At 71.6% G+C, this 13,325-nt stretch carries 11 protein-coding genes; 3 read left to right on the forward strand and 8 right to left on the reverse strand.

Features of this window, described 5'->3' with window-relative positions; translation table 11 throughout:
- Positions 1-228 precede the first annotated feature (228 nt).
- Entirely contained in the window at positions 229-3,399 is a 3,171-nt protein-coding gene (locus ACFV88_RS31550) for an AMP-binding protein (protein ID WP_385495510.1), read from the reverse strand.
- Between the two features lie 542 nt (positions 3,400-3,941).
- On the opposite strand from ACFV88_RS31550, the gene ACFV88_RS31555 reads away from it, so the two are divergent.
- Positions 3,942-5,009 (forward strand): polysaccharide deacetylase family protein, encoded by a 1,068-nt coding sequence (locus tag ACFV88_RS31555; RefSeq protein ID WP_385495511.1) that lies wholly within the window; start codon positions 3,942-3,944, stop codon positions 5,007-5,009.
- Positions 5,010-5,142: 133 nt separating this feature from the next.
- Positions 5,143-5,667, forward strand: coding sequence for a hypothetical protein (locus tag ACFV88_RS31560; RefSeq protein WP_385495513.1), 525 nt, complete (start codon positions 5,143-5,145; stop codon positions 5,665-5,667).
- 43 nt (positions 5,668-5,710) lie between these two features.
- Here the strand turns inward: ACFV88_RS31560 and ACFV88_RS31565 are convergent, their stop codons facing one another.
- From ACFV88_RS31565 to ACFV88_RS31595, 7 genes are all read right to left on the reverse strand, one after another.
- Positions 5,711-6,490, reverse strand: a complete 780-nt coding sequence (locus tag ACFV88_RS31565; RefSeq protein ID WP_385495514.1) for an ABC transporter ATP-binding protein — start codon at positions 6,488-6,490, stop codon at positions 5,711-5,713.
- Positions 6,487-7,287 carry an ATP-binding cassette domain-containing protein gene (locus tag ACFV88_RS31570; protein ID WP_385495517.1) on the reverse strand — a complete coding sequence of 267 codons (801 nt, stop codon included), beginning with the start codon at positions 7,285-7,287 and terminating at the stop codon, positions 6,487-6,489. Before ACFV88_RS31570 ends, ACFV88_RS31565 begins: the two co-directional genes overlap by 4 nt.
- Positions 7,284-8,192 (reverse strand): ABC transporter permease, encoded by a 909-nt coding sequence (locus ACFV88_RS31575; RefSeq protein ID WP_385495518.1) that lies wholly within the window; start codon positions 8,190-8,192, stop codon positions 7,284-7,286. Before ACFV88_RS31575 ends, ACFV88_RS31570 begins: the two co-directional genes overlap by 4 nt.
- The gene (locus tag ACFV88_RS31580; RefSeq protein WP_385495519.1) at positions 8,189-9,154 is read right to left on the reverse strand and encodes an ABC transporter permease; all 966 of its coding nucleotides are present in this window, start codon (positions 9,152-9,154) and stop codon (positions 8,189-8,191) included. The genes ACFV88_RS31575 and ACFV88_RS31580 overlap by 4 nt, the downstream gene beginning before the upstream one ends.
- The gene (locus ACFV88_RS31585) at positions 9,154-10,677 is read right to left on the reverse strand and encodes an ABC transporter substrate-binding protein (RefSeq protein ID WP_385495520.1); all 1,524 of its coding nucleotides are present in this window, start codon (positions 10,675-10,677) and stop codon (positions 9,154-9,156) included. Before ACFV88_RS31585 ends, ACFV88_RS31580 begins: the two co-directional genes overlap by 1 nt.
- A 51-nt stretch (positions 10,678-10,728) precedes the next feature.
- The gene (locus tag ACFV88_RS31590) at positions 10,729-11,469 is read right to left on the reverse strand and encodes a DUF1684 domain-containing protein (protein WP_385495522.1); all 741 of its coding nucleotides are present in this window, start codon (positions 11,467-11,469) and stop codon (positions 10,729-10,731) included.
- 452 nt (positions 11,470-11,921) lie between these two features.
- The gene (locus tag ACFV88_RS31595) at positions 11,922-12,194 is read right to left on the reverse strand and encodes a hypothetical protein (RefSeq protein WP_385495523.1); all 273 of its coding nucleotides are present in this window, start codon (positions 12,192-12,194) and stop codon (positions 11,922-11,924) included.
- A 314-nt stretch (positions 12,195-12,508) separates the two neighbouring features.
- Here ACFV88_RS31595 and ACFV88_RS31600 point away from each other — a divergent pair, with 314 nt between their 5' ends.
- Positions 12,509-13,132 carry a TetR/AcrR family transcriptional regulator gene (locus ACFV88_RS31600; protein WP_385495524.1) on the forward strand — a complete coding sequence of 208 codons (624 nt, stop codon included), beginning with the start codon at positions 12,509-12,511 and terminating at the stop codon, positions 13,130-13,132.
- Positions 13,133-13,325 lie beyond the last annotated feature (193 nt).

Raw genomic sequence — 13,325 nt, forward strand, 5'->3', positions numbered from 1 at the left:
GCGGGGACAGGGCCCGGCGTCGACGCTGACGGCGGGCGGTGCGCGGGCAGGGACGGGCTGCGGTCGTCGGCGAGCGACGGTGCTCGACGGCCGGGGGCGGAGCGGGGTGACGTGACGGTCGGGACGGATGACGTCAGAGCAGGGGGGAAGCTCGGGACGGGGTGCGGGGAGGCATGACGTCGGTCAGGACGGGTGGTGATCGAAGCGGGGCAGTGATCAGCGCAGGTGTCAGGAACCGGCGGCCGTGGTCAGAGCCGCGCGGAAGTCGTCCGCCAGCGAGCCGATCACCGGCTCCTCGAAGGCGAGCGCGTTGTACTGGATCCAACAGTCCAGCGACCCGTCCGGCTGCTCGACCACGGTCAGTTCGGGCACGCCGAGGTCCCCGCCGGGCAGCGGCCAGGGCACGGTGGTGCCGCGTGGCAGCTCCCACGGCTCGCAGCGCAGACCGGGCAGATGGGCTTCGGCGGCCCAGCTCTCGTACCGCAGCCAGGCCGGGAACGCCACCACGTGCGGTTTGAACTCGGCGTACGGGTACATCTGGTGGTCGAGCGCCCCCGTCACGGCCCGGCGGACCCGTTCGGCGAGTTCGGCGAAGCCGGGGCCGCCGGAACAGTCCACGCGTACCAGCAGCGACTGCACCAGGCAGCCGACGGCCTGCTGCGCCTCGGCCCTGGGCCGCCCGGGGACCGGGGTCATGAGCACCAGGTCGGGGCTGTCGGCGCGGGAGGTGAGCAGTCCGCTCCACAGGGCGGCGACGGCCATGAACGGGGTGACGCCGAGCGCGCCCGCCCGCTCCCGCAGCCGTCCGGCGGGTCCGGTCGCGATGGTGAAGGGGTGCGCAACGGTGTGCACGCGGTCGACGGGGCGCCGCCCCGGGAAGGGGGCGAGTGCGGACGGGGCGCCCGCGAGCGCGGTGGCGAAGTGCCGTCGGCCGCTCTCCCAACGGTCGTTGGCCCAGTTCACCAACTCTTGGTAGGACAGTTCGGGTGCGGGTAGTCGGGGGGTGCGGCCCCGGCGCAGGGCGTCGTAGACGAGGCTGAGTTCGCGCAGCAGGACACCGATCGACCAGCCGTCGGCGACCATGTGGTGCACGGCGAGCACCATGATGTGCTCTTCGGGGCCGCGGGAGACGACGAGCAGCCGGACCGTCGGGTCGGCAGCCAGGTCGGTGAGCCGGTCCCGCTCGGCGATGAGCAGGGCGTTGACCTCCTCGTCGGTGGCGCCGGGGGCGTCCATCAGGGTGACGCGGGTGTGGGCCGCCTCTTCGAGCACGGTGCGGACCAGGCCGCGCACGTCGCCGGGAGCGGGGACGAACCGCGTGCGCAGGGCGGGGTGGCGCCGTACGAGCAGGGACAGGGCGGGGTCGAGCAGCTGGCGGTCCAGCGGGCTGGTGATGCGGAAGAAGGCGGTGACGGCGCCGACGTCACGGCCGTCCTCCTCGGCCATCCAGGCGAGGAAGTCCTCCTGTTGGCTGGTGAGCGGGACCTCGTGGCGCTGGGCCCGTAGGGCGCCCAGATAGGGCGGGGGTTCCGGGTCGGGCGCGCCGTCCTCGGGGCGGTCCGCGGGGGTTAGCGGGTCCGGGGTCCGTTCCCGGGCCGTCTCCTCGTCCAGCCAGGCGGCCTGGGCACGCAGTGACGGGCGGCCGAAGACGAGGTCGGCACCGGCGTCCACGCCGAACCGGTCGGTGACGGCGGTGGCGAGGTGCACGGCGCGGAAGGAGTCGCCGCCGAGGGCGAAGAACTCGTCGGTCGCGTTGCGCACCGGGCGACCCAGCACCTCCTGCCAGATCGTGGCGAGGCGCAGTTCGGTGGGGGTGCCGGGGGGCCGAGCGGTGACCGCGTTCCCGGCGTCCGTGGCCGCCGGGTGTGCCTCGTCCGTCGCGAAGAGCGGGCGCAGCCGGCGTTTGACCACCTTGCCGGAGGCGTTGCGCGGCAGGTCGTCGGCGAGCAGGACGCGCACGGGCAGTTCGGCGCGGGCGAGGCGGGTGCTGAGGAAGAGTCGCAACGCGTCGAGGTCCAGACCATTGGCGGTGGGGACCACGACGGCGACCGGTACGGACCCCATCACCGGGTGTGGTACACCCAGCGCTGCCGCGTCGGCGACGTCCGGGTGCTCGTGGAGCGCGTCCTCGATGCGGAGGGTGGAGACCTTGAGCGCCCCGGACTTGATGACGTCGCTCTCGCGGTCGACCAGGTGCAGATAACCGTCCTGGTCCAGCCGCCCGAGGTCGCCCATCCGCACCCAGCCGTCGCGGAACACGGTGGTGCCGGCGGCCGGGTCACCGGCGTACGAGCGCGGGGGTCCGGGCTGGCGCAGCCAGATCTCGCCCGTCTCACCGGACGGGACGGGGTTGCCGTCCGGGGCGAGGATCCGCAGGTCCCGCGGGTCGGTGGGGCGGCCCACCGCTCCGGGCGGCGCCTGGCCGACGACGGCGGAGAGTTGCGCGGGAGCGGCCTCGGACGAGGTGTAGACGTTGACGACGGTGGCCTTCGGCAGGGCCTGGTCGAGGGCTTGGGCGACGGGGGCGGGGAGTGCGGCGGCGGAGGAGCTGAGCAGGAGGACGCCGGAAAGGTCGTGCCGGTCGGGCACACCGGAGTTGAGCAGTTCGATCGCCATCGACGGGACGAGGAAGACGGTGCCGACGTCCAGTTCCTCGATGGCCCGGCCGAACTCCTCGGCGTCGAAGCGCGGGAGGACCACGGTGGTGGGCGCGCCGGTGAGGGCGCTGATGAGCATCACCTGACCGGCGTTGGTGCCGATGGGGAAGGAGTGCAGGGCATGGCGTGAGTGGGCGTAGGGCCGGGGGCGGGGGTGGAGGCGTTGGCCGGCCGTGAGGTTGGCGTGGGAGGCGCGTACGCCCTTGGAGTCGCCGGTGGTGCCGGAAGTGCCGACGACCTGGGCGAGGTCGCCCGGGGCGGGGCCGGTACGCCTGCGGCCGAGCGCACCGCCGGGGCCCGCGGAGGCGTTTGCGGCCGCTTCGACGTCGGCCAGCGACAAGTCCGTTCCGCCCAGGGCCTCGCCCAGCGGGGGCAGTTCGGCACCGCGCAGGACCGTGACGGCGCCGCAGGTCGTGGCGAGCCGCACGGCCTCCGGTTCGGCCAGGTCGGCGCGGAGCGGCAGCGCCGCCGCTCCGGCGTAGTGGACGGCGAGGATCGCGACCGCGTAGGCGTCCCACTCCCGGTCGGTGAAGCGCAGGGCCACGAGTTCGCCGGGTCGGACGGCGCCCTCCAGTTCCCGGGCCGCCCGGACGGCCCGCTCGCGCCAGTCCCCGTAGGTCAGCGTGCCGCCGCCACGGACCTGGATCGCGACCCGGTCGGGCTGTTTCGCGGCCCGGGCGTCGAGCAGGTCGGGAACGGTCAACGGTGCGGGCTGGGCGTTGATGATGTCCTCCAAGAGCATGGTCCCCGGGGGAAGTTGGTCCGGGAATGCGATGACACAGGAGACGTTCACGGGCATGGCGCGCAGATGTTGCCCTTGGATATGGTCTGGACCTTCGGCAGGGCATGCGAACAATAGCGTGCCGGTGTCGCACTTGTGTCGCAATGATGGAGAGTTCGTGGACATCGGTGGGCGTCGGGCACGTTGGCCGACCTCGCCGGCACCTGAGCACAGCAACAAAACCCCTCGTCAGAGGGGGTGCGCCAGCCAACTCCGCCCAGAGCCGGAGCCAGGAATCCTGGTCGACTCCGGCCATCGCCCCATCCGCACCACCAGGGTCCCCCGTCCCACCGGAAGCCGGGATCCCCAACCGTGCCCGCCTGCAACGACGTTCCACATCCGTCCGTCCGCGCAGCCGGTTCCGATCCCGGCCCCCTTCGTACGCACCCCCGTACACGCACCCGTTCGCCCTCCCGCCAGACGTCCGTCCGGGCCGTGTGGCGGAACCGGCACGTCGGGGCCGGTCCGTCCGTCCGATCCCCATCCCCGAGGAGGAAGAACGCATGCTGTACGCGGGAATCGCCTGGTCAGCCGACGGCTACGACGTGGAGGTCATCAACGACGAAGGGACCCGGGTGAGCGCCCCGACCCACTGGGGTGCGGAGCGCGTACCGGAGTTGACCGCCTGGCTCGGGGCACCCGGCCCGACGTCCGCGCCTCCCCGCGCCGTCGTCGTGGAGAGCACCAACGGCCTGGTGGACGGCCTCTTCACGGCGGCCGGCCTGCCGGTGTACCGTGCCGATCCTTGGGTGCTCCCCGAGCGGCCCGACTTCGGCTCCGTACCGGCGCGGGCCCTCGCCGAGCAGGCGAGGACCGACCTCGCGTCGCTCTCCCCGCTGACGGCGGAGGGCGGCGGTCAGACCGGTCGGGACGACGACTACCACGGCGGCATCCGGCGCAGCACCGCGCACGAGGCGGAACTCACCCGGGCGGGGCGCTGGTTCCGTCACGGACCGCGCGACCGCCGTGAGATCGCCCTGACCTTCGACGACGGCCCCGACCCGGTCTTCACCGGCCAGGTGCTCGACATCCTGGCCCGCTACGGCGTGCACGCCACCTTCTTCTGCGTGGGCCTGCATGTGAACGCGCTCCCCGACGAGGTGCGGCGGATCGTGGACGCGGGGCACGGCCTCGGCAACCACACCTGGTCGCACCCGTTCCTGCCGGATCTCAGTCCCCGCCAGTTCCGGCTCCAACTGGAACGGACCGACGAGGCGTTCGACCGCGCGGTGGGCCGGGTCCCGGTGGTCTTCCGGCCGCCGTACGGCGCGCGCACCCCGGAGACCCTGGGCGAGCTCCTGTCCGGTGGCCCCGCCCTGGCACTGTGGGACGTCGACTCCTGGGACTGGGCCCGTCCAGGTCCCGAGAAGATCGCCAGAACGGTGCTGGACCACGCCGGGCCGGGCTCCCTGATCCTGATGCACGATGGCGGCGGCGACCGCCGCCAGAGCGTGGCCGCCCTGCCGGCCATGATCGAGGGGTTGTTGGAGCAGGACCTGCGCTTCGTGGCGGCGGACGTGCTGATGGGCGGAGCCGCGGCAAAGAACGCGGGCGCACCCCCCGCGCTCTGAGGTGGCGACCCGGTGGGGGCCGCTCCTTCAGGGGTGGCCCCCACCGCGGGGATCACCCGCGCGCCCCGCCCGGAGTTCGTCCTATCCTGTCCGCCGTCCCACTCCGGGACGTGCTCGACGGAAGGACGGCCGCGTGCCGCACGTGTACGAGATCATGTTGGACGCCGAGTTGGAGCAGGCGTTCGACGTGTGGTCCAGCTATCTGGACGCCCGGACCGGCGAGGACCCCGAGGTCCGTGCACCACTGCGCGCCACGTTGCGAAGGGCCCGCACGGCAGCCGCCGAGGGCAACCGCCCGTCCGCGCGCGCCCTGGTGGCGGAGCTGCACGACGCCGCCCGCGACGCCGGCCTGCCCTGGGCACCCGTGTCGCACGGTCCCCGTACGGCGGACCGGCAAACCCGCGACTACGCCAAGGACGAACTGCGGCGGGTGCTTCCCGTGCACCTGCGCGAGGACCTCGACAGCATCGCGATCTACCTGCGGGTCACGAGCCGCCGTCTGCGGACCGTCCCCGACCTCGACGACGCCACCCGCGAGGACATCCGCTACGTCTCGGCCCGCGCCGGGATGGCCCTCGACCTCGCGCACCTCACGGCAGCGCGACGCGAACTCGAACGCCTCGAAGCGATCGTGCGCCGCTGTGGCGTGCAGCCCTGAGGGTCGAGCGACCGCGACGGCCGGGACACCGTGCTCGTCCCCGCTACGCCGGCAAGCGCGGCACGCTCGACATCAGACGCTGCGTGTACGGGTGCTCCGGCGCCCCCAGCACCTGGTCCGTCGTCCCCTCCTCCACCACGCGCCCCTTCTCCAACACCGCCGTACGCTCGCACAGCGATGCCACCACCGACAGGTCGTGGGAGACCATCACCAGCGTCAGACCGCGTTCCTCGCGCAGTTCGTGGAGGAGGTCCACGACCTTGACGCGGGTGGTAACGTCCAGCGCGCTGACGGGCTCGTCGGCGAGGAGCACCCGTGGGTCGCACACCGTCGCGCGGGCGATCGCGATCCGCTGCCGCTGACCGCCGGAGAACTCGTGCGGGTAGCGGTCGGCCGCGTCCGCCGGCAGACCGACCGCGGCCAGCGCGGCGGCCACCTTGGGCGCCGCCGTGCGACGGTCGTCCAGACCGAGCGAGCACAGCGGCTCGGCCACGGTGTAGCCGATGCGCCGGCGCGGGTCGAGCGAGGAGTACGGGTCCTGGAAGACGCACTGCACGCCGCGGCGGAAGCGCCGCATCAGTGCGCGGTCACGCAGTCGCAGCTCGGCTCCGTCGAAGCGGACCGTGCCCGCGGTGGGCCGGGCGAGCCCGAGCAGCAGCCTGAGCAGCGTGGTCTTGCCGGTGCCCGACTCGCCGACGAGCGCGAGACTGTCCCCGGGGGCGACGGAAAGGTGGATGTCGCTCACGACGGGCGCGGCGCTGCCCCGGTACGCGTAGGAGACGCCGTCCAGCTCCAGCACCGGCCCGGTCCTGGTGGGTGTCATCGCGTCCTCCGTCGGTCCAGGGCGTGCTCCAGCTGGCGTGCGCTGTCCACCAGGGACGCGGTGTACGGGTCGCGGGGTGCGTGCACCACCTCCTGCACGGTGCCTTCCTCGACCGCCCGGCCGTCCTTGAGGACGATGACCCGCTCCGAGGTCCGCGCCACCACCGCGAGGTCGTGGCTGATGAACAGCAGCGCCATCGCCCGTTCCCGGACCAGTGCGTCGAGCAGGTCGAGCAGATCGGACTGGACGGTGACGTCGAGCGCGGTCGTCGGCTCGTCGGCGATCAGGAGTCGGGGTTCGCAGGCCAGGGCCATCGCGAGGGCGACCCGCTGTCGCTGACCGCCGGAGATCTCGTGGGGGAAGGAGCGGGCCAGCCGTTCGGGTTCGGGTAGCCGGACCTGCCGGAGGGCTTCCACGACGGCCTGGCGCAGCGCGGCGCCCTTCAGACCCCGGTGGCGGGCGAGGGGCTCGGCGATCTGACGGCCGACGCGCATCAGCGGGTCGAGCGCGGTCAGGGGCTCCTGGAAGACGATCGCGGCCTCGTTGCCCCGTACCGCGGTGAGTTCCTTCTCGGTGGCGCCCACGACCTGGGTGCCGGCCAGTTCGACGCTGCCGGTGGCGGTCATTCCCTCGGGCAGCAGGCCGAGGGCGGCGAGCGAGGTCAGGGACTTGCCCGACCCCGACTCACCGATCAGGCCGAGGCGTTCGCCGGGGGCGATGTTCAGGGACAGGTGGTCCACGAGCGTGCGTCCGCCGGCGGTGCGGATGACCAGGTCGCGGACGGCGAGGATGCTCATGCGGGCCTCTCGCGGGTGGTCGGGTCGAGGGTGTCGCGCAGCCCGTCGGCGATCAGGTTGACGCCGATGACGAGGACGACCAGGAGGATTCCGGGGGCGAGCGCGCCGATCGGGGCGGTGGTGAAGGTGGCCTGGGCCTCCAGCAGTAGCCGGCCCCAGGACGCGTTGGGCGGTGGCGCGCCGAGCCCGAGGTAGGACAGGCCCGCTTCGGCGAGCACCGCCAGGCCGAACTGGAGCGCCAGGTTCACCGCGAGGGTGGGCCAGATGTTGGGCAGCACGTGGCCGGTCACGATCCGGCCCCAGGAGGTGCCGGAGGTGTGGGCGGCGGTGATGTAGTCCTGCGCCAGGACCCGTTTGACCAGGATGCGCACGAGCCGTGCGACGACCGCGCTCTGCGCCAGGCCGATGGCGAGGACCGCCGAGCCGAGGGTGCCGGAGCGGGCGGCCACGACGAGCATCGCGAGCAGCAGGGTCGGGAAGGCGATCAGGATGTCGAGGAAGGCGGAGAGGCCGTCGTCCAGCCAGCCCTGGGCGAAGGCGGCGAGCACGCCGAGCACCAGCCCGAGGGTCGCGGCGATCAGGACGGAGCCGAGGCCGGCCTGGAAGGCGATCGTGGCGCCGTTCATCACCTGGGTCAGCAGGTCACGGCCGAGCTTGTCGGTGCCGAGGAGGTGGTCCCCGTCGGGCCCGGCGAGCCGACCGCCCGAGGTGTCGTCGGTGGCGTACGGGAGCCAGCAGAGGGCGACGAGGGCGAGCAGGGCGATCGAGCCGGCCAGCGCGCAGCCGACGATCAGGGTGTACGAGCGCCGGGTGGTGCGGCGCTTCGTACCGGTCCCGGCGCGCCCGGGCCCGGTGGTGGCCGCGGGTGGTGCGGCGCTCGTGGTCACGGGTTCGAGGGACGTCACCGGGGGCCTCCCGACAGTCCGGCGCGCAGGCGCGGGTCGACGATCCGTTGGACGAGGTCCGCGGCGAAGCCGATCAGCAGGACCGCGAGGGTGGACACGAACAGCACGCCCTGGATGACGGGGTAGTCGTGCTGGGTGATGCCGGTGGTGAGCAGGGAGCCGAGCCCCGGCAGGGCGAAGACGGACTCCACGACGACCGCGCCGAGCAGCGTGGAGGCCAACTCGATGCCGAGGACGGAGATGACCGGTACGGAGGCGTTGCGCAGCCCGTGGCGCCACATCGCACCGCCGAAGGAGGACCCCAGTGCGCGTGCGGTGCGCAGGTGGTCGCTGCCGAGGACGTCGAGGGCGGCGGAGCGCACGTACCGGATCAGCGACGCGCTCATCACCAGGGCGATGGTGATCACCGGGAGGACGAGCGAGCGGACCGCTTCGCCGGGCTGGGCCCAGCCGTCGGGCGGGAAGCCGCCGGCGGGGAACCAGCGGGCGTTCACCGCGAGGACCACGATCAGGATCATGCCGAGCCAGAACACCGGGATGGCGATGCCGAGCTGGGAGACCCCGTTGAGCAGGGCGCCGTACCAGGTGCGCCGCTTGTGGGCGGCGAGGAAGCCGGCCGGTACGGCGATCAGTACGGCCAGCACGAACGCGGCGAGGGTGAGTGGGAGGGTGACCCTGAGCCGGGTGGTGACCTCGGGCCCCACCGGCAGCGAGCTGACGAAGGAGGTTCCGAGGTCACCGCGGACCAACTGGCCGATCCAGTGGACGAACTGTTCCGGCAGCGGACGGTCCGAACCGATCGACGCGCGGGCGGCGGCGATCTGCTCGTCGGTGGCTCCGACGGCGGTCAGCGCGTTGGCCGGGTCGCCGGGGAGCATCCGCAGCAGGACGAAGAGCACCACGCTCGCCAGGGCCAGCGAGACCAGCAGGAAGGCGAAGCGTCGCAGGACGTAGCGCGCCATCAGCCCTTCTTGATGTCGTAGGCGTAGAACTGCGAGTTCAGGCCGTTGAGCGGGTAGCCGGAGATCCGGGAGTTGGCCACCACGATCTGCGGGTAGAGGTAGAGCCAGTCGCTGGCCGCGTCTTCGGCGGTCTTGCGGTTGACCTTCTTCAGCAGTTCGGTCTGCTCGGCGGCGGTGGAGGACTGCTCGGCCTTCTCGACCCAGGCGGTGACCTGCGGGTTGTCGTAGCCCCAGTAGAAGTCCGGGTTTCCGTACCAGACCAGGTCGCGGTCGTTGACGTGCTCCTGGAGCGTGGCCTGGAAGTCCCGGTTCTTGTAGACCTTGGTGTACCACTCGTCCGGGGTGATCGTGTTGATCTTGACGGTGATGCCGACCTTGGCGAGCTGGGAGGTGATGAAGGTGGCGGCCGTCGGGTGCGGGTCGTAGTTGGGGGTGTCGAGGGTGAGGCTGAAGCCCTTGGGGTAGCCGGCTTCGGCGAGCAGCTTCTTGGCGCGCTCGGGGTCGTGGGCGTCGATCGCGGTGAGGTCCTCGTACCACGGGTCGGTGGGCGGGACCATGGAGCCGATCAGCTTGCCGTGGCCGCCCCAGACGGACTCCAGCAGCTTCTTGTCGTCGATGGCGAAGGAGACCGCCTGGCGGACCCGGGTGTCGTCGAAGGGCTTGGCCTTGTCGTTGAACGCGAGCAGCAGCTTGGTGGTGGAGTTGCCCTCGGTGACCTTGTAGCTGGAGTTGTTCTCGAACTGGTCGAGGGCGTCGGGCGACTGCTCGCTGGTGACCACGTCGACGGCGTTGGTCAGCAGGGCGTTGTTGAGTGCGGTCGCGTCCTTGAAGTAGCGGAAGACGACCTTCTTGTTGGCCGCCGCGTCGCTCCAGTACTCCGCGAAGCGGTCCAGGCTCAGGGCGGAGCCGCGGGTCCACCGGTCGAGCCGGTAGGGACCGGTGCCGTCCTCGCTCTGCTTGAGGTCCTTCGCCTCGGAGCTGACGATCCACACGTACGTCAGGTTGTAGACGAAGGAGATCGACTTCTGGGAGAGCTTGACGGTGACCGTGCGCGGGTCGGGGGTGGCGATCGACTTCACCACGGAGAGGTTCTTCTTCCGTGCCGACTGGGAGTCGGGGGCGAGCACGCGTTCCAGGCTGTGCTTGACGTCCTGGCTGGTGAGCTTCTTGCCGCTGTGGAAGGTGACGCCGTCGCGGAGGGTGAAGGTGTAGGTCAGGCCGTCGGCGCTGATCTGGTGGGACTCGGCGAGGAGCGGTTCCACCTTGCCGCCGTCGGTGAGCTTGAACAGCCCTTCGTAGACGTTGCCGTGGAGGGCTTCGGTGACGCCCTGTCCGCCGCCGCCGGTGTTGTCGAGGTTCTGCGGCTCGTAGAGGGAGCCAATGTTCACGGTGGCGTTCGGGTCGTGCTTGCCGCCGGAGGTGGTGCCGGTGGAGTCGCCCGCGCAGGCGGTGAGGGTGAGGGCGAGGACCGCGGCGGTCGCGGCGGAGAGGGCGGAGGAGGTGCGGAGGTTCTTGGTGCTCATGGCAGAGGAGTGCGCTTTCGTGCTGCGGCGGGAGGAAGTGCCGGGGTCGGATCAGTGCTGTGCGGGGACGCCGCCGCGGAAGACGGGACGCTTCTCGCCGGCCGCGACGGGCAGGTGGAAGCGGTTCTGCCGCGGCGGCATCGGACAGTTGTACTGATCGGAGAATCCGCAGGGCGGCACGAAGGCCCGGTTGAAGTCGAGGCGGACGGTGTCCTGACCGGTGCGCTCCACGAAGAGGAAGCGACCGGCACCGTAGGTGGTCTGTCCGTTGGTGGGGTCACCGAAGACCAGCAGCAGCACGCCGTCGTCGTCGAAGGCGTTGAGGGTGTAGTCGCGGCCGTCGACGGTCAACCGGATGTCGCCGGGCACGACCAGGTCACGGGTGCCGCCGTTGTCCCGGATGTGCTCGAAGGCGACCTTCCGGGCCCCGGTGACGGGGGTGTACGTGGCGTCCAGCACCCACGCCGGGTCGTAGGGGAAGACCTCGGTGTGTTCGAAGGCGCGGATCGCGGGGGCGTCGGCGTCCCAGAAGCGCAGCCCGTACTCGGGCTCGCCGGTGACGAGGTCGGTGCGCTCGACGGTGGTGACCGTGACGGTCGCCGGCTGCCCGGCACGCTCGGCCGCCGGGTCCGGGAGCTGGCCCGGGGGGAGCCAACGCGTCTCGACGAGGGCGAGGTTGCCGGTCGCGGAGGTGACCGCGCTCCGCCGCTCGGCACACCACGCCTCCCACTCCCGTACGGGATCGGGGGTCGGGGACACGGGAACGGCGGGGTGGGACACGGCAGCACTCATTCACATAGATGTTCGACGGAATCACGCCCAAACATCACAGAGCGTGAAGTTCAACCCAAACTTTGATCTTTATCTTCCATAAGGCGGACTAATGTCAAGTGATGACACATAGCGAGACGGAGTGGGAAACGGGGCGCGGAGCGGTACGGGTCGACAGCGGCACGCCGGCGGGCGGCGAACCCTCGCCCAACACCCTCTGACCAGCGGCTACTTGGTACGAGGTCGACTCCCGGCGGGCCCGGCGAGGGGCAGCGGATCGCGGTCCGCGCCCGCCGGCTCATGAGACGGTCGCCACACTCGGGCGCCGCACCCGGCCGGAGCCGGCAGAGCCGGTTGCGCAAGGCGCGGGGCCGGGGAGCGGGTCGACCCCCACCGCCTCACCGGACAGGGGTGCGGGGCACGCGCCGTGCCGCCCGCTCCCGGGCGGCACGGCGGGTGCCCGAGCCGGAAGGTCAGCCGCGTCGGACCCACAGCTCGTAGTCCGGGGCGTTGCCACAGGAGTACTCCAACGCGTGCCCGACCCGGACCAGGGCCTGCCCCGTGGAGTGACAGTTCGTCGCGGAGTAGTACGAGCCGTAGTTCAGCCAGACCGACTGGGCGGCGGTGGGCGCGGCGGGTGCCGAGGGCACGGCGGGTGCCGCCTGGGCGATGGGTGCGGTGATCAACGCGGCGCCCGCCAGGGTCGCCGCCACGGCTGCGACGGAGAACGTTCTGCGAATCGACATGATGTGTGAGCTCTCCCTACTTCCCCATGGTGCGCCGGGGCCCCCGCCCCGGCTGCGCTGAAGCTTGTCCCCGTGGGCTCCGGCGATCAACGGGAAGCGCGCGTTCCACGACGAATTGGCCGATCCACTGACCTTGGCCGAATCCCTGTGCACATCACAGCGAACCAGGCATCGCGCCGACCGTGCGGTCGAGGCGGCCAGGCCCGATCGAACGGGTCTCCCGGTAGCGAAAACATCATTTTCGAAAATTTGATTTTCGATAGATGGGCTGGTTAGGGTGACGGCGGCAGCAGCGATCGTCGAATGGAGCGGCCATGGCCGAGGCAACCGAGGCACCAGGGGTGTCACGCCGCCGCAGGCTCACCCCCGAGCGGGAACGCGAGCTGCTGCGGGTGACGGCGGAGCTGGTCGGCGAGGTCGGCTACGACGGGGTGACCATGGCGGCGGTCGCCCAGCGCGCCAAGTGCAGCACGGCCACGCTCTACCGGCAGTGGGAGAGCAAGCCACGACTGGTGATCTCCGCCTGGAAGGCGCAGGGGAGCACCCGCGGGGTCGAGTTCGCGGAGATCGACACCGGCACTCTCCGCGGTGACCTGGTGGCCTTCGTTCGGTATCTGGTGGCGGACGATCCGGCCAAGGAGGTGTTCGCCTCCGTCTCGGCGGCAATCGTGCGGGACGAGAACCTCATGGAGATCGTCCGAGAAGTGCTGATCCACCCGATCCTGAAGGATCTCGCCCGGCTCTTCGAGCACGCCGTGACGAGGGGGGAGATCGCGGCCGAAAACCCGGTCATCGCCCTGGCGGACCAGATCGTCTTCGGCCCCTGGCTCGCCCAGGGCATCCTCCACGGCACCTCGGCCACCGAGGAACAGCTCGTGGCCGTCGTCGACACGGTGCTGCTGCCCGCGCTCGCCGCCCACCCCAGGGTCGCCGGGTAACCGCTGAACTGACCCCGGTCGCCGGATCGGACCACAGAGCCGGCGGACCACCGTTCCGGTAGGACCGTCCTCTCCCGGTGGCGTTCCGTCACGCCATGGCCGGAGACGGCCCGAAGCCGCCTCCGTTCTCGGGCATGCCCGCGCCATCGACATGCCCTCACATCCGTGCACCTTCATCCGAACGCCTTCCACA

Source organism: Streptomyces sp. NPDC059816 (genome assembly GCF_042732055.1).
Taxonomy (GTDB): Bacteria; Actinomycetota; Actinomycetes; order Streptomycetales; family Streptomycetaceae; genus Streptomyces.

Bases quoted from the DNA above. Each gene is read 5' to 3' on its own strand.
- ACFV88_RS31570 (WP_385495517.1), bottom strand. From the start codon at position 7,287: ATGAGCATCCTCGCCGTCCGCGACCTGGTCATCCGCACCGCCGGCGGA.
- ACFV88_RS31565 (WP_385495514.1), bottom strand. From the start codon at position 6,490: ATGACACCCACCAGGACCGGGCCGGTGCTGGAGCTGGACGGCGTCTCC.
- ACFV88_RS31555 (WP_385495511.1), top strand. From the start codon at position 3,942: ATGCTGTACGCGGGAATCGCCTGGTCAGCCGACGGCTACGACGTGGAG.
- ACFV88_RS31590 (WP_385495522.1), bottom strand. From the start codon at position 11,469: ATGAGTGCTGCCGTGTCCCACCCCGCCGTTCCCGTGTCCCCGACCCCC.
- ACFV88_RS31580 (WP_385495519.1), bottom strand. From the start codon at position 9,154: ATGGCGCGCTACGTCCTGCGACGCTTCGCCTTCCTGCTGGTCTCGCTG.
- ACFV88_RS31585 (WP_385495520.1), bottom strand. From the start codon at position 10,677: ATGAGCACCAAGAACCTCCGCACCTCCTCCGCCCTCTCCGCCGCGACC.
- ACFV88_RS31595 (WP_385495523.1), bottom strand. From the start codon at position 12,194: ATGTCGATTCGCAGAACGTTCTCCGTCGCAGCCGTGGCGGCGACCCTG.
- ACFV88_RS31550 (WP_385495510.1), bottom strand. From the start codon at position 3,399: ATGCTCTTGGAGGACATCATCAACGCCCAGCCCGCACCGTTGACCGTT.
- ACFV88_RS31600 (WP_385495524.1), top strand. From the start codon at position 12,509: ATGGCCGAGGCAACCGAGGCACCAGGGGTGTCACGCCGCCGCAGGCTC.